This window comes from Flavobacterium micromati (assembly GCF_900129585.1).
GTDB classification, from domain to species: Bacteria; Bacteroidota; Bacteroidia; order Flavobacteriales; family Flavobacteriaceae; genus Flavobacterium; species Flavobacterium micromati.
This window is the reverse complement of record NZ_FQWF01000001.1, coordinates 334635-355858: the sequence shown is the minus strand read 5'-3', so window position 1 is coordinate 355858 and position 21224 is coordinate 334635. Positions and strand designations below refer to the sequence as shown.

The 21224-nt window shown below is 35.8% G+C and carries 13 protein-coding genes; 7 read left to right on the top strand and 6 right to left on the bottom strand.

Going from position 1 to position 21224, the window contains the following annotated elements; all coding sequences use genetic code 11:
• Positions 1-153 precede the first annotated feature (153 nt).
• On the top strand, positions 154-1380 hold the full coding sequence (locus BUB42_RS01520; protein WP_073016490.1) for an AbiH family protein: 1227 nt from the start codon (positions 154-156) through the stop codon (positions 1378-1380).
• 35 nt (positions 1381-1415) lie between these two features.
• On the opposite strand, the gene BUB42_RS01515 is transcribed toward BUB42_RS01520, so the two are convergent.
• Together BUB42_RS01515 and BUB42_RS01510 are read right to left on the bottom strand one after the other, a co-directional pair.
• Positions 1416-2216, bottom strand: coding sequence for a TIGR00266 family protein (locus BUB42_RS01515; RefSeq protein ID WP_073016488.1), 801 nt, complete (start codon positions 2214-2216; stop codon positions 1416-1418).
• Positions 2217-2577: 361 nt separating this feature from the next.
• Complete coding sequence (locus BUB42_RS01510; RefSeq protein ID WP_073016486.1) at positions 2578-3870, bottom strand: aminopeptidase P family protein; 1293 nt, start codon at positions 3868-3870, stop codon at positions 2578-2580.
• Positions 3871-4160: 290 nt separating this feature from the next.
• Here BUB42_RS01510 and BUB42_RS01505 point away from each other — a divergent pair, with 290 nt between their 5' ends.
• Positions 4161-6998 carry a WD40/YVTN/BNR-like repeat-containing protein gene (locus tag BUB42_RS01505; protein WP_073016755.1) on the top strand — a complete coding sequence of 946 codons (2838 nt, stop codon included), beginning with the start codon at positions 4161-4163 and terminating at the stop codon, positions 6996-6998.
• A 73-nt stretch (positions 6999-7071) separates the two neighbouring features.
• On the opposite strand, the gene aceA is transcribed toward BUB42_RS01505, so the two are convergent.
• Positions 7072-8352: an isocitrate lyase gene (gene aceA, locus BUB42_RS01500; protein ID WP_073016484.1), complete on the bottom strand. Its 1281-nt coding sequence runs from the start codon at positions 8350-8352 to the stop codon at positions 7072-7074.
• A 46-nt stretch (positions 8353-8398) separates the two neighbouring features.
• Positions 8399-10000: a malate synthase A gene (gene aceB, locus BUB42_RS01495; RefSeq protein WP_084118269.1), complete on the bottom strand. Its 1602-nt coding sequence runs from the start codon at positions 9998-10000 to the stop codon at positions 8399-8401.
• Positions 10001-10162: 162 nt separating this feature from the next.
• On the opposite strand from aceB, the gene BUB42_RS01490 reads away from it, so the two are divergent.
• Entirely contained in the window at positions 10163-11644 is a 1482-nt protein-coding gene (locus BUB42_RS01490) for a helix-turn-helix domain-containing protein (protein ID WP_073016483.1), read from the top strand.
• A gap of 76 nt (positions 11645-11720) precedes the next feature.
• Here BUB42_RS01490 and BUB42_RS01485 read toward each other — a convergent pair whose 3' ends face one another.
• Positions 11721-13082: a hydroxymethylglutaryl-CoA synthase family protein gene (locus BUB42_RS01485; RefSeq protein WP_073016481.1), complete on the bottom strand. Its 1362-nt coding sequence runs from the start codon at positions 13080-13082 to the stop codon at positions 11721-11723.
• 366 nt (positions 13083-13448) lie between these two features.
• Here BUB42_RS01485 and BUB42_RS01480 point away from each other — a divergent pair, with 366 nt between their 5' ends.
• From BUB42_RS01480 to BUB42_RS01465, 4 genes are all read left to right on the top strand, one after another.
• Complete coding sequence (locus tag BUB42_RS01480; RefSeq protein WP_073016480.1) at positions 13449-14114, top strand: succinate dehydrogenase cytochrome b subunit; 666 nt, start codon at positions 13449-13451, stop codon at positions 14112-14114.
• 13 nt (positions 14115-14127) lie between these two features.
• Complete coding sequence (locus BUB42_RS01475) at positions 14128-16128, top strand: fumarate reductase/succinate dehydrogenase flavoprotein subunit (protein ID WP_073016478.1); 2001 nt, start codon at positions 14128-14130, stop codon at positions 16126-16128.
• An 83-nt stretch (positions 16129-16211) separates the two neighbouring features.
• Positions 16212-16958: a succinate dehydrogenase/fumarate reductase iron-sulfur subunit gene (locus tag BUB42_RS01470; RefSeq protein ID WP_073016476.1), complete on the top strand. Its 747-nt coding sequence runs from the start codon at positions 16212-16214 to the stop codon at positions 16956-16958.
• A gap of 275 nt (positions 16959-17233) precedes the next feature.
• A complete protein-coding gene (locus BUB42_RS01465) occupies positions 17234-17764 on the top strand; it encodes a nitrilase-related carbon-nitrogen hydrolase (RefSeq protein ID WP_084118268.1) in 531 nt (176 codons plus the stop codon).
• A 1048-nt stretch (positions 17765-18812) separates the two neighbouring features.
• Here BUB42_RS01465 and BUB42_RS01460 read toward each other — a convergent pair.
• Entirely contained in the window at positions 18813-21176 is a 2364-nt protein-coding gene (locus tag BUB42_RS01460) for a tetratricopeptide repeat protein (RefSeq protein WP_073016473.1), read from the bottom strand.
• Positions 21177-21224 lie beyond the last annotated feature (48 nt).

The window sequence follows — 21224 nt, the reverse complement described above, 5'->3', positions numbered from 1 at the left end:
AATAAAGAATTAGATTTTTTGTAAAATTAAGGCATTTATTTTTAAACTAGATTCGTTGTAAAATTTGGTTTAACATTTTATTTTTTTGAAACTTATAAGCCATACAATTTCATAGAAGAGAAAATGCTATATTTGAGAAAAGCATTATAAAGTATGAATAGATTAGTAATTATTGGAAACGGATTTGATTTAGCGCATGGATTACCAACTTCTTACAAAGATTTTATAGATGACTATTGGAAAGGAATTATATATTCAAATCATAATGATGAGTTTGTTTCATTTGATTTACAAACCCACGTAGAATTTGAAAACATTAAAAATTTAAATGATGTAGCGTCAGCGATTTTGGCTTGTGATGATTCTATAAAATTTAGTGATGCTGAAATTTATCGGGAGTATGGCAATAATATTTTAACGGGAAAATATCCAAGAGCTCATGTCCTTATTTATAAAAACACTTTTTTTAAATTAATTAATCAGAAATGTATCCAAAACTGGGTTGATATAGAAAACGAATATTATGGAATATTAAAGGGAATTGTAAAATCTGAATGTCTAAATATTTCGAAGTCCAAACAATATTGGTTGGAAGAGCAGAAAAATCAGGTTGAAAAATTAAATAGGGAATTTGAACAGGTACAAAAACTGCTGGAGAGATATTTGATCACCAATATAATTGATACTAGTTCTAAAATAGGTCCTATTTCTGCTGTATTTAAAATTAATAAAGGATCTGAAGAATATTTTCAAGAATTCTCGAGTCAAGATCAGGATTATTTAAAGACTTTTTATCAGGATTATATCAATAAAAGGAGTGAAATAAAAACCCGTATTTTAAATTTTAATTATACTAGAACAGTTGACAAATATATTGCTCTTACAAAGGAATATGGTGAATTTAGAAATTATGGAAATATAGAAAACATACAAATTCACGGGAGGTTAGAAGATATTGGTAATAGAATAAATTTTGGCTTTGGTGACGAAATGGATGATGATTATAAAATGATTGAAAATATTGATGATAACGAGTATCTAAAAAATTTTAAGTCATTCCAATATCTACAAAACTCTAATTATAAAAATTTGCTTGATTATATTGGTACTGGAAGATTTCAAGTTTTAATTATGGGTCACTCATGCGGTTTGTCTGATAGAACTTTATTGCATACAATTTTTGAGCATATAAATTGCCGATCAATCAAAGTTTTTTATTACGAGCAAAAGGATATTGAACGAAATGTAATAACAGATAATTATACCGAAATAATTCAAAATATTTCCCGACACTTCAACAAGAAAAAATTAATGAGAGAAAAAATAGTTAACAAAACACTTTGTCAACCTTTACCACAAATTCAACTTCCTTTGAGATAAAAGCGGCTCCCTTTATTGAAAGCCGTTAGAATAACTTAAAACTTTCTATCGCCGCCAAGTATGCTTCCTAATCCGCCGAGTAAACTTCCTTCATCTCTGCTGTTTCCGCCCGCTCTTGGTGCCGATGCGATAATTCTATCAGCGAGTCGGCTGAACGGCAAGGATTGAATATAAACCGTTCCTGGTCCGCGAAGTGTCGCGTAAAATAATCCTTCGCCACCAAAAATAGAATTCTTGATTCCGCCAATGAACTCAATGTCATAATCGACATCTTTAGTAAAACCTACAATACAGCCGGTATCTACTTTTAGGATTTGGCCTGCAGCTAATTCTTTTATTGCCAAGGTTCCTCCGGTATGTACAAACGCCATGCCGTCACCCTCAATTTTTTGCATGATGAAACCTTCACCACCAAATAAGCCACGACCGAGTTTCTTGGAGAATTCAATTCCCACGGAAACGCCTTTGGCAGCGCAGAGAAAAGAATCTTTTTGGCAAACGAATTTTCCTGCGAATTGCGTTAAATCAATTGGAATAATTTTTCCGGGATATGGTGCGGCAAACGAGACTTTGCTTTTAGTATTATTTTGATTAATGAACGCGGTCATGAATAAACTTTCTCCAGTCAGCACTCGTTTTCCAGCGCTTAACAGTTTTCCAAAAAGTCCGTTTTCCTGTCCAGATCCATCCCCAAAAATAGTTTCCATTTGGATGTTATTGTCCATCATCATAAAACTCCCTGCTTCAGCAATTACAATTTCCTGTGGGTCTAATTCTATTTCTACATATTGCATTTCCTCGCCAAATATGTGGTAATCTATTTCGTGTGCTCGCATGATTTTTATGTTTTAAGTTTTGTTCGATTTTTTTTACCTTTAAGTTCATTGACGCTACACTTAATTTTTCTTAATTCAATAATGGTTTTAATTGATTTATGACCATTGAAATGTTTATTAAATAAGTGTAGTAATTGATTATAAAGTTACTGTTTTTTAATCGATTTAATATTTTTAGTTCTTTTGAAAAATGGACGTTGTGTACAGCCCTGATGGCAGTGCTATCCTCTTGTGGAGTGGTAACGGAACAAGAGATATAACGAACAGCAGGAGGGAACGCTGTTTTGAAAAGCGTACTTTCTGCTCCAAAAAAAAACAGCCTAGATTGCTCTAGACTGTGTATTTGTTAGGTTGAAAAGTATTATGCGTTCATTAATTCTTCAATTTCGGCTACTTCAATAGGAATGTTGCGCATCATGTTAAAAGGTTCGCCACTTTCTTGAACGATAATATTATCCTCAAGACGAATCCCAAAACCTTCCGCAGGAATATAAATCCCAGGTTCTACGGTAAACACCATATTGGCTTTCATTGGTTCGGTGAGGATTCCATAATCGTGCGTATCAAGTCCCATGTGGTGGGACGTTCCGTGCATGAAATATTTTTTGTAAGCAGGCCAATCTGGATTTTCGTTCTGTACATCAGCTTTATCAATAAGACCCAAACCAAGTAGTTCAGAAGTCATTATTTTCCCAACTTCAATATGGTATTGCTTCCAGAGCGTTCCAGTTGTCAGCATTTTTGTAGCTTCATTTTTGACACGCAAAACAGCATTATAAACTTCTTTTTGTCTTTTAGTAAAAGTTCCTGAAACGGGAATTGTTCGCGACATATCACTCGAATAATTTGCATATTCAGCCGCAACATCTAATAGAATTAAATCCCCCGCTTTGCATTGTTGGTTATTTTCAATGTAGTGCAACACATTAGCATTGTTTCCAGATGCAATAATTGGGGTGTATGCAAAACCTCTAGAACGGTTGCGAATAAATTCGTGAATCAACTCTGCTTCAATTTCATATTCAGTGACATTGGGCTTCACGAAAGATAGAAGTCTTCTAAAGCCAAGTTCCGTGATGTTACACGCTTTTTGGATTAAATCCAATTCTTCGGTTTCTTTTACAGATCGAAGACGTTGCAAAATAGGATTACTTTTGGCAACAGCATGTGCTGGATATTTATCTTTCCACCATTTTACAAAACGAGCCTCACGCGTCTCAGTTTCTACTGTCGCACGATAATGCTCATTTGTGTTGATGTAAATCGTTTCAGAATGCGTCATCATTTCGAATAAAACTTTTTCGAAATCTTGCAACCAGTAAACAGTTCTAATTCCAGTTACTTCAAAAGCGCGTTCTTTGGTCAATTTTTCCCCCTCCCAAATGGCGATGTGTTTGCTAGTTTCTTTCAAGAATAACATTTCTCTTTGATGTTCATAAGGTGCATCTGGAAAAAGCAATAATATACTTTCTTCTTGATCAACACCACTTAAATAAAGGATGTCACGATGCTGCGCAAATGGTAAAGTGCTGTCTGCCGAAATGGGATAAACATCGTTGGAATTAAAAACAGCAACGCTTTTTGGCTTCATTTGGGCCATAAACTTTTCTCTGTTTTTTATAAATAAATCTCGTTTAATTTGGTGGTATTTCATTTGTCGCGTATTGTTTTTTTAGGTGTAAAATGCAATTTGAACAAGCTGTTTTCGTTGAAACAACAAATAATTGATCGCAATTCAGTGTTTCGGTATTGAATATTCAAAAATAGTAACTTTGAGAGAAACGGATGTTAATTACTATATAAAATTTTAAAGTATCTATTTTTATTATTAATTTTCCACCTCAAATTACATTTCATGAAATTAGCATGACCTAGATTTGGTCGCAAACACCTATGAAGATATGCGAATTCCATATTCCAATAAAAAACAAATATTATCTACAAATGAAAAAAATAATACTATTCTCGTTTTTAATTATTCAAAGCGTCTTTCACGGACAAGTTTCGTCTGAGGAAATTCAGCGTGGCTTGGAAGCCAAAAAACAAATGGAAAACCAATCACTTTTTCAGAATGTTACTTTTGATAATGTAGGACCAACCGTGATGAGTGGTCGAGTAGTTGATATAGATGTTAATCCCGAAAATCCAACTGAGTTTTATGTAGGATATGGCTCGGGAGGACTTTGGTACACTAATAATAATGGAATGAGTTTTTCGCCCGTTATGGATGCGGCGCCTACGCAGAATGTAGGTGACATTGCGGTAGACTGGAAACGAGGAACCATTTGGGTAGGAACTGGAGAGGTCAATTCGTCTCGATCTTCGTATGCGGGAATTGGAATCCTAAAATCAGAAGATAAAGGGAAAACGTGGCAAAATATGGGATTGCACGACAGTCATCACATTAGTAGAATATTGATTAATCCCGCTAATCCAGATGAAGTTGTTGTTGGGGCAGTTGGCCATTTGTATTCGAAAAATGAAGAACGAGGAATTTTCAAAACAACTGATGGAGGTAAAACTTGGAATAAAACATTGTTTATAGATAATGAAACTGGTATTATTGATGTGGCTGTGTCGCCAAAAAACTTTAATATTCAATTTGCGGCTTCTTGGAAAAAAGATAGAAAAGCTTGGGATTTTATAGGAAGCGGTGCCACATCAGGAATTTATAAAAGTGAAGATGCAGGCGTAACTTGGAAACTTTTTTCAATCGCTGAAAGCGGATTTCCTAGTGGCGAAGGAGTTGGACGTATTGGTTTAGCGGTGTTTGACGATACTACCGTTTATGCCGTTTTAGACAATCAATTCAAGCGACCATTGGATACAAAAAAAAGTAATTCATTAACTGCTGCTTTTGCAGTGCCTGGCGACGAATTCTTGAAACTACCAAATAAAAGTGTGAATTCGATTTTAAAAAATTATGGTCTAACCGAAAAATACAGAGCTGAAAATATCAAACACTGGGTTCAAAATGGATATCTAAATCCAGATGAGGCCGCTAAGGTAATTTTGGAAGCCGTAAACAGTCTTGCAGATGCCGAAGTGATAGGAGCCGAAGTCTATAAATCAGTTGATGGAGGAGCAAACTGGACTAAAACGCACCAAGGTTTTATTGACGATTTCTTTTATTCGTACGGATATTATTTCAGTGCTATTTCGGTAGATCCTAACGATGCCAACAAAATATATATGTCGGGAGTTCCCATTATAAAATCAAATGATGGCGGAAAAACATTTACATCCATAAGCGAACAAAACGTGCACTCTGATCATCATATTGTTTGGGTTAATCCAAACAAGGCGGGACACTTGATCAATGGAAATGATGGCGGTTTGAATATTTCTTATGATGACGGAGCGCATTGGTTTAAGGGTAACTCGCATAGCGTGAGTCAGTTTTATGCAGTGAATGTTGATGAGCAAGAACCCTACAATATCTACGGTGGAATGCAAGATAATGGTGTTTGGGTTGGTCCAAGTAATTATAAATTTTCATCTGAGTGGCTTCAAAATGGTAAATACCCGTATGAAAATTTGATGGGTGGTGACGGAATGCAAACTCAAATAGACAAGCGAAATCCCAACATTGTTTTTACAGGATTTCAATTTGGAAATTATTATCGAATAGATCGCACTACTAATAAACGAGAATACATTTCGCCAAAGCCAAAAAAAGACGAAAAACCGTTTAGATTCAATTGGCAAACACCTATTTTACTGTCTTCGCACAATCAAGACATTTTGTATATGGGATCTAATTTCTTGCATCGTTCGATGAATCAAGGGCAAACGTGGACTGCTATTTCGCCAGATTTAACATATGGAACTAAGCAGGGAAATGTTGCTTTTGGAACTATTGCTACGGTAAGTGAAAGTCAATTGCAGTTTGGTTTACTGTACACAGGGAGTGATGATGGATTGATTCATGTTTCTAAAGATGGTGGCACAACATGGAATAAAATTTCTGAGAATTTACCTCAAAGTTTATGGGTTTCTAGAGTGGTGGCGTCGACTCATAAAAAAGAACGGGTATATGCGACATTAAACGGCTATCGAAATGATGATTTCACTAGTCATGTGTATGTGTCAGATGATTTTGGACAAACTTGGAAAAGTATAGCCAGTAATGTGTCGGCAAGTCCAGTTAATGTAATTGTTGAAGATAATGTAAATGAGAATATTTTATATTTAGGAACGGACAATGGTTTGTATGTTTCGTTAAACAAAGGAATGAGTTGGGATGATTTTTCTAGCGGAATTCCAAATGTAGCCGTTCACGATTTAGTGATTCAAAAGAAAGCGAAAGACTTGGTGGTGGGAACGCATGGGCGTTCTATTTATAAAGTCAATTTAGATCAAGTGCAACAATTGAATGATAAAATCATGGCGGAAAGCCTTCATGTTTTTAAAATAAATCAAATAAAGAAATCGAAAGATTGGGGAAACAGCTGGAGTTCATGGGCAAAAGCATCAGTTCCAGAAACTGAAATTTGGTTTTATTCAAATGCTAATACAGAATTGATTCTACAAATAGAAAACAGTCTCAAAGAAGTTATTTTCTCCCAAAAAGTACAAGCGATAAAAGGGCTAAACAAACAAGTGTATGACCTTTCGATTACAAAAGAAGTGGCGGAAAGATTAAAAAGTAGAGATAAAAAATTAAAATTAGAAGAAGCTAAAAACGGAAAATATTACCTTCCAGTATCATTAAATACAGTGAGCATTCAAAAAGGAAAAGATAAGGTGGTAACTGATCTTGAAATTATCGAACCGAAATAAATATTTGCTATACTCTAAAATAAAAAACACGATTTCAGATGAAATCGTGTTTTTTTTATAAAAGTTATTTTTTTTAAAATTGCGCTACCTCGGTGGAATTTTTCATAGCAGTTGTAGATGATTTTCCAATTGTTACGGTATTTTGAACCGCATCAAAGTACGAAGTGCCTACAAAACCCTGATGTTTAACTGCTTTAAAACCGTGTTGTTGTAAAGCAAATTCTCTTTCTTGCAATTCAGAATAACCGGCCATTCCTCTTTCTTTGTACGCTTTTGACAATTCAAACATACTTGTATTTAAAGCGTGGAATCCAGCTAATGTGATAAATTGGAATTTATAACCCATCGCAGCAAGGTCCTCTCTGAACGTTTCCATTTGTGCAACTGATAATTTGGCAGCCCAGTTGAAAGAAGGTGAGCAGTTGTAAGCCAACATTTTTCCTGGGAATTTTGCGTGAATTCCTTCTGCAAATTGTCTTGCGTAATCCAAATCAGGATTGCTGGTTTCCATCCAAATCAAATCGGCATACGGCGCATAACTCAATCCTCTGTCAATTCCTTGTTCTATACCGCAATTTACATAGAAAAAGCCTTCTCCCGTTTTTTCTCCCGTGATGAATTTAGCATCTCTTGTGTCAATATCACTTGTTAATAAATTAGCTGCATCAGCATCTGTGCGGGCTACAACAATTGTTGGAGTGCCCATTACATCGGCTGCCAATCGTGCTGCGATCAATTTATTGATCGCTTCTTGAGTAGGAACTAATACTTTCCCACCTAAGTGTCCGCATTTTTTAGCAGAACTCAATTGGTCTTCAAAATGTACTCCTGCAGCTCCGGCCTCAATCATCGCTTTCATTAATTCAAAAGCGTTTAGGTTTCCACCAAAACCAGCTTCGGCATCTGCAACAATAGGAACTAGATAATCTTTTTTGTCTGTAGTTCCGTTTACTACTTGTATTTGGTCAGCGCGCAACAGTGCATTATTGATTCGTTTCACTACTAGTGGAACGCTATTAGCTGGATAAAGGGATTGATCAGGATACATTTCTCCAGCAACATTGGCATCGGCCGCAACTTGCCATCCGCTTAAATAGATAGCGTCTAATCCTGCTTCGACTTCTTGAATTGCTTGATTTCCAGTAAGCGCGCCAAGTCCAGCCACAAAATCCTGAGAATTTAGCTTGTTCCATAAAGTATTTGCTCCAATTCGGGCGACACTATGTTCAATTTGATACGAACCTTGCAATTTTACCACTTCTTCAGCAGTGTAAGGACGCTCAATGCCTTTCCATCTTGGGTTTGTAATCCAGTCGGTCACTAGTTCTTGAATTCTTGTTTCGGTACTTTTCATTTTTCTTTTTTTTGGTTGTTTGTAAATAGATTTTGTAATTGATTTTTTATATGTATTTGTAGCCAGGTAAAGTCAAGAATTCGATGAAAGTGTCGTTCACGACAAGGATATCTAATAATTGTTCCGCCAGTCTGTATTTTTGTTTTTCATGATTTTCATCTCCAACAAGCTTTCGAATTTTTTCAAATTCTTCCATGGCCAAGCGATGATAGTACTTTTCAGTGAGCACTTTTTGATTATCTAAAACCACCGTATTTTGGAGCCATTGCCATAATTGTGATCTTGAAATCTCAGCAGTGGCGGCATCTTCCATCAAATTATGTAGTGCTGCTGCGCCTTGTCCGTTGAGCCACGAAGCGATATAAAGAACAGATATACTGATATTTTTTCGAACACCTTCTTCTGTAATCGTTCCTTTTGGGGTTTCTAGCAAATCACTTTCGGTAACGTGTACGTCTTCTCTTTTTACGTCAATTTGATTTTTGTTTGGCATGTGTTTGTCAAATACCGTCATCGCAATTGAAACTAAATCAGGATGTGCGACCCAAGTGCCATCGTGACCATTTTTCACCTCGCGTTCTTTGTCGGTAATTACTTTATCGAAAGCGATTTTGTTAGCTTCTTCGTTATTTTTAATCGGAATTTGAGCGGCCATGCCACCAATTGCATGAATATTTCGCTTGTGACATCTTTGAATTACTAGTTGAGAATAAGCGCTCATGAATGGTGAGGTCATTGTTACCTGATCCCTGTTTGGAACAGTGAATGTTGGATTTTTTCTTAATTTTTTAATGTAAGAAAAAATGTAATCCCATCGTCCGCAATTTAGTCCTACGATATGATCTCTTAATTCATAAATGATTTCGTCCAATTGAAAACTAGCCGTGATTGTTTCAATTAAAACAGTGGCTTTGAAAGTTCCATTGGGCACTCCCAAATATTCTTGTGTGAATTCAAAAACTTCATTCCACCAGCGTGCTTCTAGATAATGTTCTAGTTTTGGAATATAAAAATACGGAGCCGTTCCGTCCTTAATCAATTTTTTGTAATTATGAAATGCATACAAACCAAAGTCAACAAGAGATCCTGACGCTTCTTTGCCATTAATTAAAAGGTTCTTCTCAGACAAATGCAGTCCTCTCGGACGCACAAGTAGCACCGCTGTTTGATTGTTGAGACTGTATTTTTTATTTTTCACCGCGTCTTCTAGTGTGATGGTTTTGTTTACTGCATCTTTCAGATTCTGCTGGCCCGTCATTAAGTTGCTCCAAGTGGGAGAGGTGCTATCTTCAAAATCGGCCATGAAAGTTTTTGCTCCAGAATTCAAGGCATTGATGACCATTTTTCTATCAACTGGCCCAGTTATTTCGACACGTCGGTCTAGTAAATCAGCTGGTGTATTCGCCGCTTCCCAACTGCTTTCTCTAATGTTTTTTGTTTCTAATGGAAAAGTAGGCAAAGCGCCTGCGTCAAATAATGCTTGTTGTGTTTTTCGATTCTCTAAAAGGACGAATCTTTTTTCGTTAAAATTCTCATGTAGGAAAGACAAAAAAGTCATCGCTTCGTTATTTAAAATCTCGGGATATCTTTCGGTGGTTTCTCCTGAAAAATTTAACATATTATGCGTATATACTTCTGTAAATTTCATTGTATTGACTTTTAAATTTAACATTATTTAACTTTTAATAGGAATATGTAATTATTCAACACTGCAATACTACAAAAAGTTTTTTATAAAACAAGCGAACGTACGCTAAAAATGAAAAATAATTTTTTTGACGTAAATATTTTTTAATCTATCTTTGGATTTATGAACATAGAAAAGGATTATATTAAGTTGATTTTTGGGTTAAAACTCAAGCAAGCCCGTACAAATAAAAACTTGTCTTTATTTGGCTTAGCCAAAATTACCGATCTTTCTAAATCGTATTTGAACGAAATTGAAAAAGGGAAAAAGTATCCAAAAACCGATAAAATTATTCTCCTATCTGAAAAACTTGATGTTTCTTATGATAATATGGTCTCTTTAAAGCTGGACAATAACTTAGCGCCAATTGGAGAAATATTAAAATCGGGTATTTTAAAAGAAATTCCTTTGGATATTTTTGGTATACAAGAAAACGATCTAATTGATATTATTGCTAATGCTCCCGCCAAAGTCAATGCGTTTATCAGTACCATTATTGAGATTGCGCAGCATTATAATTTGACAAGAGAGAGCTTTTTTCTAGCGTCTTTGCGTTCTTATCAAGAAGCGCATAATAACTATTTTGATGATTTAGAGCAAAAAGTTCTGGAGTTTTCAACCGCTTTTCACATCGATATGAATGTCCAAATTACCATTGAAGAACTCACAGCTATTTTAATTGAGGAATATGGATATACGATACAAGAGTTAGTGTTTTCTGAACAAGAACAACTGGGGGATTTGCGATCGATTTATGTGTCAAAAAGTAAAACATTATTGCTTTCCAAGGAAATTGACCAACCTCAAAAAGCGTTTATTTTGGCTAAAGAAATAGCTTATAATTACCTAAAAATTACAGAACGGTTATACACGTTTAGTTGGATTAAGTTTGATAATTTTGACCAAGTGCTAAATAATTTTTACGCATCTTATTTTGCCGGCGCTTTGCTTATTCCAAGGCAAAAGCTGATCGAGCAATTGAATGTTTTTCTAGCCAGGATAGATTCAAAACCGCAGGAAATGATTGCTTTGATGAACGGATTTAATGTTTCGCCTGAATCTTTTTATCAAAGGTTAACTAATATTTTGCCAAAAGATTTTCAATTAAAAAATCTCTTTTTTCTTCGTTTGTCGCATCAAATAGGAACGGATACTTATCAGATGAAAAAGGAGTTGCATATCACGAACCAGCAGGAACCCCATGCTAATGAAATGAATGAGCATTATTGCCGCAGGTGGGTTTCTATTCGCACAATTGAGCAATCATTGAAGCAGAACAAAAATCACTTTTTTGATGCGCAAATTTCCAGTTATGAAAATAGTAAAAATGAATATTTAGTTTTTTCATCAGCAACTCCTGATCCGTTCAAAATAAATTGCATCCGGAGTATTTCAGTTGGGATTTTGATTACCCCAGGAATGAAAAAGAAATTCAAGTTCATCGAAAATAATGCATTAAAAAGACAGGTAGTGGGTGTTACGTGTGAGACTTGTGCCGTGAAAAATTGTTTGGAACGAGCTGCGCCTCCTGTTCATTTAGAACAAAAAATGCGGAATGAAAATACAGATAAAATTGTACAGCAATATATGGCGAAGTTTAGCTAGCTTGGTATTATAAAACTTAAAAAACGCATCAAAAATTTTCAGCTTAATTCGTGATGTTTTTTACAAAAGTGTCACCTTAATCAATCCATTTGTAATATCGTGCGCCAATTAAAGTCGGTATTTCTGTTTCAATTCGTTCTAAAGCCCATTCGGTTTTTGGTGTTTGAACGGTCGTTTTTTGTTCCTTTTTATGTAATTTTTCATAAGTCTCAAAGTCAATCTCTAAACTATTTTCTAAGGTTTCAAAAAGATGAACTTTAGTCATTGCTGATTTCCAATTAGGTTGAATAATTCCTTCAAAAACTTTCGATTTAGAGCCACTTCCGTATGCTAAAAAACCGAAGTTAGTCCCAATGATTTCTTGATTTGTATCATAAAAATGGGCTAATGTGGATAATAAACCCATAAAGATGGAGCCCGTATATAAATTCCCTATCAATGACGACGCGATTTCCGCAGGCATTAATTTTTCATTCACAAATTGTTTATACGCCTCTGACTTGCTAATTTCTTTCAGCTTATTTTGGTATTCAGAAACAGTCTCTGTTCCTGAAATAGTTTTATTGGATGCATCCAAAGCATAAATTTCAGATAACATGCGGCGTCCTTGAAACGCATACGGCAAATGCATGACAATACTTTTCCAAGATTCATAAACGGTTTGCTTACTATTTTTTAATTTCTTGAAAGAGAAATAAGCCTCACGAGTTCGATCCATGTAACATTGATTGGAATACTGACCGTCAAAAACAGGCTGGTCTTTATGGATTTCAATTTCACTTTCTAGATTTTCAAACCAAGGCTCATTTGCGGAATTTCCAGTAATTTCTGTTTTAGGAATCGTTCGATAAGGTTTAAAAAAATCAAAAACTCCCTTGGTGCTGGTTGCCCAATTGTTTTCGAAAGCAATAATTCGGGGATTTGCAGTAATTAACATTGCTAGAGCTCCAGCGCCTTGAGTGTATTCTCCAGTTGATTTTAAGTTGTACTTAGCAACATCAGTTGTGACAACAATTACTTTTTTAGTTGGGTTTACATGTATAAAATCGATACAGTTTTGTAAAGCATCCACGCCACCGATGCATGCAAAAACAAAATCGACCACATCACATTCTGACAGAATGTTTTCTCCAAATTTTTGTTCCATCAAACCTATTAAAAATGAACTCATTGGTTTTGAACTGTCAAATGCGCTTTCAGTTCCAATATAAATTCGAGCGATTTCGGTTAGGTTTATTTTGTGATCTACTATTAATTTTGTCAAGGCATTGGCACCAAAAACCACAGGATCTTGGTGTAAGTCTGGTATTGTCATTTTAAGAAGTCCCAGTCCTTTTTCTAATTTTTCAGGTTCGATATTTCTGGCTTTTGCCAAAGTTGTTATTGAAAAATGTATTTTTGCAACATCAAAAGAGATGGCGTCAATTCCTATTTTCATCTTCTATTTTTTGTTATAAAATTAAAAATTAGGAGTTTAAGCACAATATTTTAAAGTGAAAAAAAAATAGTTTCCTAAAATTTTTGAGAGTATGAAACTTAATTAGAAGGAAAATTATTGATATCATAATTTTTACCAATATTCTTAACGTTTATTGCTTTTTACATATATGTTGTTTTTCGAAAAAATTCACTTTTGTCTAATTAAAATGCGGATTTGCAGTCCTTTAACAATTGATTTATAGTAAATTACACAGCTCATCAGGTAAACACTTTAAAATCATTATAAATTATAGCGAAAAGGTTGTAGTTAATGCGTAATTGCTCTATTTTTGTATGATTTTTAAATTAATACATACAAATTCTTATGGCAAAATCTGCATTATTAAAGTCATCGATCGCAAAAAAAGTCGCTATGGCGCTTTCAGGACTTTTCTTAATTTTATTTTTAGCACAACATTTTTTTATAAACAGTACCTCGGTTTTTAGTGCTGACGTTTTTAATAGTATTTCGCATTTCATGGGTAACAATCCGCTGGTTCAGTTTGTTATTCAGCCTATTTTAATTCTGGGTGTTATATTTCATTTTATAATGGGAATTGTTCTAGAATATCAAAACAACAAAGCTAGACCTATCAATTATGTGAAGAATAATGGAGCGGCAAACTCTTCATGGGCCTCCAGAAATATGATTATCACTGGTTTAGTGGTTCTCGCATTTATGGGTTTACACTTTTACGATTTTTGGGTTCCCGAAATGGTTTACAAATATGTAGAAGTAAATCCGCTTGATGAGACTAGATACTTTGCTGAATTAACACATAAATTTGAAAGTCCAGTTCGTACTGCTATTTACTCTGTTTCGTTCGTTTTACTATCTTTACATTTATGGCATGGATTTAATTCTTCGTTCCAATCTGTAGGTTTTAACAATAAATATTCGAGATCATTACATACATTGGGATATGCATTTGCTATTGTAGTACCTGTGGGTTTTATTTTCATTGCATTATTTCATCATTTTAATCATTAATATTAAATTATAAATGGCATTAGATTCAAAAATTCCAAATGGTCCTATATCGGACAAATGGACAAATTATAAAGATCATATAAATTTAGTAAACCCTGCAAACAAACGTAATATTGATATTATTGTTGTTGGTACGGGACTTGCAGGTAGTTCTGCTGCTGCAACTTTAGCTGAATTAGGATATAACGTTAAAACTTTTTGCTTTCAAGATTCGCCTCGTCGGGCGCACTCAATTGCTGCACAAGGAGGAATCAATGCTGCAAAAAATTATCAAGGAGATGGAGATTCTACTTTCCGTTTATTTTATGATACTGTAAAAGGCGGCGATTACCGTTCACGAGAAGCTAACGTGCATAGATTAGCCGAAGTTTCTGTTAATATTATTGACCAGTGTGTAATGCAAGGTGTTCCTTTGGCACGTGAATATGGAGGATTATTAGACAATAGATCTTTTGGTGGAACTTTAGTAGCTAGAACATTTTATGCTAAAGGACAAACAGGACAACAACTATTATTAGGTGCCTATTCAGCAATGAACCGACAAATAGGTCGTGGGAAAATAAAATCATTTACGCGTCACGAAATGCAAGATTTAGTGGTTGTGGATGGTAAAGCAAGAGGAATTATTGCGCGTGATTTAGTTTCAGGAGAGATAGAAAGACATTCTGCACACGCCGTTGTTATTGCATCTGGAGGATACGGAAATGTGTTTTTCTTGTCTACTTACGCAATGGGAAGTAACGCAACTGCTGCATGGAAAATTCACAAAAAAGGAGCATTTTTTGCCAATCCTTGTTATACACAAATTCACCCAACTTGTATTCCAGTTTCAGGAGATCACCAATCAAAATTAACGCTGATGTCAGAATCTTTGCGTAATGATGGTCGTATCTGGGTTCCAGCAAAACTAGAGGATGCAAAAGGCATTCGTGAAGGAAAATTAAAACCAACACAAATAGCCGAAGCCGATAGAGATTATTATTTAGAAAGACGCTACCCAGCTTTTGGAAATTTAGTGCCGCGTGATATTGCTTCTCGTGCTGCTAAAGAAAGATGTGATGCTGGTTTTGGAGTAAATAAAACGGGAGAAGCTGTATATTTAGACTTTGCTGCTGCAATAGAACGTTATGGAAAAGAGCAAGCTTATGTTAAAGGTTTAGATGCAAATGATACAAAATTAGTAACTAAATTAGGTGCAGCGACTGTTACCAATAAATACGGAAATTTATTCCAAATGTATGAGAAAATTGTTGATGAAGATCCATACACTACACCAATGATGATTTATCCTGCAGTGCATTATACAATGGGTGGTACTTGGGTTGATTATAACTTACAAACTACTATACCAGGTTGTTTCTCTATTGGAGAATCAAATTTCTCTGACCATGGAGCAAATAGATTAGGTGCTTCGGCATTGATGCAAGGTTTAGCTGACGGTTACTTTGTTTTGCCTTACACGATAGGGGATTACTTGGCGCCAGAAATAAAAACAGGGACGATCTCAACTGATTTACCTGAATTTGTTGAAGCCGAAAACAACGTAAAAGCACGCATAGACCGATTGATAAATAATAAAGGAACGCATTCAGTAGATTATTTCCATAAGAAATTAGGGAAAATCATGTGGAATAAAGTAGGGATGGCTCGAAATGCTCAAGGATTAAATGAAGCTATAGAAGAGATTGCTGCTCTAAGAGAAGAGTTTTACAACGATGTTAACGTTCCTGGAGATGCTTTTAGCTTAAATCAAGAATTAGACAAAGCGGGTCGTGTTGCTGATTTCCTTGAGTTAGGTGAATTGTTTGCTAAAGATGCTTTGCACCGTAATGAATCATGTGGTGGACATTTCCGTGAAGAATACCAATCAGAAGATGGAGAAGCGCAACGTGATGATGAAAATTTTGCTTATGTTGCCGCTTGGGAATACAAGGGAAAACCAAGTGACGCTATCCTTCACAAAGAACCATTGGTTTATGACAATGTTAAACTAGTAACTCGTAGTTACAAATAGGAATTAGTCAAATGGCAAATGTTTTAAAGTCTTTTTTAAATGACTTTTAGATTTTGACTTTAAGACTTTCAAACTAAAAAAATATGAAACTTACATTAAAAATATGGCGTCAAAAAAATGCCAAAGCAGAAGGTAAAATCGTTGAATATCCATTAGATGGAATTGATGAAGATATGTCTTTTCTTGAAATGCTAGACGTTTTAAACGAAGGTTTAATAAACAGTGGAGATTTACCAGTATCTTTTGATCACGATTGTCGTGAAGGAATATGCGGTTCATGTTCATTATATATTAATGGTGAAGCGCACGGTCCAGATAGAAAAGTTCCAACTTGTCAATTGCACATGAGAATGTTTAAGGACGGAGATACCATTTTTATTGAGCCTTTTAGAGCAAAAGCTTTTCCAGTAATCAAGGATTTAGTTGTAGATAGAAGTTCATTTGATAGAATCCAACAAGCAGGAGGATTTGTTTCAATTAATACATCTGGAAACCCAACTGATGCTAACGCAATTCTTGTTCCTAAACACGATGCTGATAAAGCTTTTGATGCTGCAACTTGTATAGGTTGTGGTGCTTGTGTAGCCTCTTGTAAAAACTCATCTGCAATGCTATTTGTAGCGGCAAAAGTGTCACAATATGCTTTGCTACCACAAGGTAAAGTAGAAGCTACTGATCGTGTATTGAATATGGTTGCTCAAATGGATGCGGAAGGTTTTGGAAATTGTACTAATACTGGTGCGTGTGAAGTAGAATGTCCAAAAGGAATTTCGTTAGAGTACATAGCTCAAATGAACAGAGAGTATTTATCAGCGAGTTTAAAGGGATAAAATCTTAATATATAATTTTAGAAAACGCATTCAATTTGTAAATTGAATGCGTTTTTTTGTTTTTAGAGGTGCCATTGTCTCGGCTAAAAAGCCTTCACAATGTCGGGCTATACGTTGCAATCTTTTATTCCATTCCATTTCATAAAAGGATTTTCACTGCTATCCCTCACCCGAAAGAAAATTTGTTTTTTGTACCATTTTTTTTTCTTAAAAATGTAGTGGATATGTACTTTAACATAAGCAACTGTTTTTACCTTTATAAAAAACAAACTATTGTGAAAGTAACCTTAATTCAAGCGCCTTTAGTTTGGGAAAATCCACAGTCGAAACGCGATTATTTTGAAGTGAAAATACTTGAAATCACTTCGGCGGTAAATTTAATTGTGCTTCCAGAAATGTTTACGAGTGGATTTACTATGAATCCTGAGCGCGTTGTTGAAGCTATGGATGGAGTAACAATGCTGTGGCTACAAGCTTTGACGAAAGCCAACAACTGCGCAATTACTGGAAGTTTAGTAATTAAAGAGGAGGGGAATTATTACAATAGGTTAGTTTTTGTTTTTCCATCAGGAGATCTTCAGTTTTATGATAAACGTCATTTATTTTCTTTGGCTGGAGAAGACAAAGTTTATACTAGCGGTAACCAAAAAATAGTGGTTAACTATTTAGGTTGGAAAATTTGTCCGCTTATTTGTTACGATTTGCGTTTTCCTGTATTTTCAAGTAATCACGAAGATTATGATTTGTTGCTTTACGTAGATAGTTGGGCTAAAATTAGGAATAATGGGTTTACCGGAGCAAACTGAACACCTCACTCCGGAGCAAACTGAACACCCCATTCCGGTTCAAACTGAACAGTTTTGATGATGAATTTTAGGCCTACATTGTGATCAAATCACATAAGTATGGTCAATAAATCAATAGGATCAGTTATGATACGAGAAGTTATAAGAATGAAGTACAACGGTCTTTTAAACAATCAAATAGCTAAAAGCCTTGGAAAATCAAGGACAGCTATCATCAAATATCTTTGAGCCATTGCCGCTTGCGGGGTTTTGTTTAAAGGAACTCCTTGAACTCAAGGGTGAAGATTTAAAGGTGCTTTTTGAAGTTCCCACCGCGTTGCATCCTTTGAACAGAGATCAGATTCACATAGATTTATATTCCTTTTTTCCTTATTTCAAAAGGAATTAAAACGTGTTAATGTTTTCCGTCATATTCTCTGGGGAGCGTATAAGGCAAAACACCCCGAAGGGGTGATGTAGAGCCAATTCTGCTAACATTACAATAAATGGAACCGCAAATCGGAAAGTAAATACATACTACCCACAATGCAGGGGAAAAGCTTTTCATTGATTATGCGGGCAAGCAACTCCATATCATTGACGGGGAAGCAGGCGAAATAAAGCCGGTGGAAGTCTTTGTTGCGACCCTTGTCTCAAGCCAGTACACTTATGTGGAAGCCTCTTTTTCTCAGCAGATACCCGACTTTATTAGTAGCGTTCAAAATTATCATCTGATTTATTTCTGTGGGCGGCTATATGAGCATTGGGTGCTTCCGTAACGCTAAAATTACTTAACAATAAAACACAGCTCTATTTGTTGGGCAATGGGCTTCACCATTTTGTTTCGAGGTGTTTACAACAAGCTTGTCAAATTGGAAGGGCACGATTAGGATGATAAAGATCCTAGTTAAGTAAAAGTGATCATAAAAAAAAGAGTCTAGGCTTTTCAGCTTAGACTCTTTTTTTATCGATTATTATAACCACAATTCTTTTCTGCAATTGTGTACTATTAGAGCTATTGACGTCAGGATAAAGATGCAGAGCCACGTTTCTTAGTTTTAGTAATCTATCAATTGAATAAGCCTTTAATAAAATCTGTAACTGTTCCTACTGCCTCCATTCCATTGTTGATGACCGTTTGCAGACCGCTTGTTTGGATCTCCTCAAATTCAATTTCCCCGACGCCGATTGCAAACTTTTCAAAAGTTTTACCGTTTTTATCGTACATCAGTTTCCCTTTATCGTTGACCCACGCATTATAGTCTTCGTTCCATTCCAATAGCTGCAGTTCACCCAAAGATAATTCAAGCTTTCCAAAGGTTTTAAAATCTTTATCATACATCAGTTCGCCTTTATCGTCAACCCAGGCATTTAAGTCTTCACTCCATTCTAACAATTCAATTTTTCCAACACCAAACTCAAACTTTTCTTTCCTCGATTTTTTCGGTGGCAGTTTTCCTGGGCATTCTGTTTTATTCATTTCATTTAAAAGTTGCCTTGCCATGGCGGCATCGCGTATCCTTTTTGAAGATAATTTCTTATCGGTGTCCAGAAGGGCTGGGTCAAGTGGATTCAGGTCATCCAATACCTTTGAAAGCGGTACTAAATCATTGATACCCATACCTGGTGGCGTGATGCTCCCATTACCGGTTTTTGTAAATGGGTTTCCATATTTACCAGGTTCGGTGATGTAATTTTTATCGGTGCCATAACCTAAGGTTAAATTACGATGCCTCGAGCCTACCGCTTTTTGAATGCCCCAACTATTGTCATCAAAGTTCGCGGCGTCAGCACTCAGCCTCAACTCATCCAAACCAAATGGAATGCTTACAATAGCGGGACATGTAAAATTTGGAATAGTTGGCATTTCCATATAAGTGACACCATCACCATTTTGATTGACACAGGTTTGCGCAAAGGTATACTGATCATGTACAGCATTCTCATACATTTTGGTAAGAAATGATGTCCAACTGATACATTGTGTCAGAACCGTATTTTTGGGATTGCCTGCTATATACCAGCCCCAGGTGCAAAATGCATTCAGCCAAACACGAGCTTCTTCAATTTTTGTTGCATGAAACTGTCTGATCAATGGGTTGGCATATCTTAAAAACTCATTGTTCTTTCTGTCATAATCGGCGCATTTATCATTTTCACCATAGGTTGTCATCAGCTGTTTTTGCTTTTGAATTTCATCAAGTAAATCGCTGTATTCGATAACATAATCTTGCTGCCAATTCCACATATGAAACATCAAAATCTTTTGTATGTAAACTGCAGGTAAACTGATCATACTATAACCTTTCTGACTTTCCTTCATCATTACTTGGGCGAACTCCGTTTCGCCTTGATCTGCCAATGCTTCAACTTCGGCGTTGCTGGCTTCTGACATCACATCTATTTTATCCTCCAGCCTGGTGAACATCTCCGAGAAGCCGTTTTGGATGCTCCGGTTACTTTCATAAGCCGACACATCATCCACCAGCACCGTAATTTTTATCCAATCTTTTTTGAAATATTCATAGATGCTGATGCGGCTTTTCAATTTATTAAAATCAATTTTATCAAGACGGTTTTCTGCATTTACATTTTTAGCCATGTTTTCAGTAAACGGATTAGGAGCCTGTTCAAAAGCCTCCACATAATGGTCAGCGGCTTTTTTAGGATCGCCCCGCAATTCTTCAATCACCCCGCGGCAAAGCGCTGTTTCAGGGTTGGACGGATTGCGGGCCGCAGCAAAACCAAAGAACTTGCTGGCTGTATCCACGTCTCCCAATTGCAGCCATGCATAGCCAAGATTGTGCAGCACCGTGCTGTTCGATGGGAATTGGACCTCTAATTTCTGCAGATAAGGAATGGCTTTTTCAGGATAACCGCTTTGAGATAGAATAGCGGCAAGATTGTTTTGATAAATACTAGTTTTTGGCTCCTCTTGCACCGCTTTTATAGCCAGTCCGATGGCCACATTATTATGCCCTTGTATAAAAGAGATGGTAGCCGCCTCCATAAGCAGAGAACCCGTACTAGCTTTAGCCATAACGCCTGATAATAGGATTTTTTCAGACATAGGTATTTTAGCCATTAGCTTACTGTAAAGCAAAGCGGTATTGGCGGTCACATCTTCATCTGTAAATGGTTTTTTGGATAGGCTGCTCGTACGAGCGACATCTTTTGCAGGTACAAGTTTTTTGTTATCGGTAAAAGAAATGACATCAGATCCGGGCTTTTTTGCCATTTCTGGCATCACCTCTTTCATCATTTTCCTCATCTCTGTTTTTTCTTCCTCGCTCATATCTTTCATAGCAACTTCCATCGCCTTATTCATTTGCGATTGAGCCGTTTTTACTTTTTCGTTTTGTTTTGTTTTAGTTTGAGCGTCAGCAACAGCCAGTATCAAAAAAAATATTGCTAAGAGAAGACTTTTTTTCATGAGATGATTTTACAAAAATTCATTAAATTTTATTGTCAATTTATTCTG

Excerpts from the sequence above, each read along its gene's own strand:
- BUB42_RS01520 (WP_073016490.1), top strand. The coding sequence starts at position 154 with ATGAATAGATTAGTAATTATTGGAAACGGATTTGATTTAGCGCATGGA.
- BUB42_RS01515 (WP_073016488.1), bottom strand. The coding sequence starts at position 2,216 with ATGCGAGCACACGAAATAGATTACCACATATTTGGCGAGGAAATGCAA.
- BUB42_RS01510 (WP_073016486.1), bottom strand. The coding sequence starts at position 3,870 with ATGAAATACCACCAAATTAAACGAGATTTATTTATAAAAAACAGAGAA.
- BUB42_RS01505 (WP_073016755.1), top strand. The coding sequence starts at position 4,161 with ATGAAAAAAATAATACTATTCTCGTTTTTAATTATTCAAAGCGTCTTT.
- aceA (WP_073016484.1), bottom strand. The coding sequence starts at position 8,352 with ATGAAAAGTACCGAAACAAGAATTCAAGAACTAGTGACCGACTGGATT.
- aceB (WP_084118269.1), bottom strand. The coding sequence starts at position 10,000 with ATGAAATTTACAGAAGTATATACGCATAATATGTTAAATTTTTCAGGA.
- BUB42_RS01490 (WP_073016483.1), top strand. The coding sequence starts at position 10,163 with ATGAACATAGAAAAGGATTATATTAAGTTGATTTTTGGGTTAAAACTC.
- BUB42_RS01485 (WP_073016481.1), bottom strand. The coding sequence starts at position 13,082 with ATGAAAATAGGAATTGACGCCATCTCTTTTGATGTTGCAAAAATACAT.
- BUB42_RS01480 (WP_073016480.1), top strand. The coding sequence starts at position 13,449 with ATGGCAAAATCTGCATTATTAAAGTCATCGATCGCAAAAAAAGTCGCT.
- BUB42_RS01475 (WP_073016478.1), top strand. The coding sequence starts at position 14,128 with ATGGCATTAGATTCAAAAATTCCAAATGGTCCTATATCGGACAAATGG.
- BUB42_RS01470 (WP_073016476.1), top strand. The coding sequence starts at position 16,212 with ATGAAACTTACATTAAAAATATGGCGTCAAAAAAATGCCAAAGCAGAA.
- BUB42_RS01460 (WP_073016473.1), bottom strand. The coding sequence starts at position 21,176 with ATGAAAAAAAGTCTTCTCTTAGCAATATTTTTTTTGATACTGGCTGTT.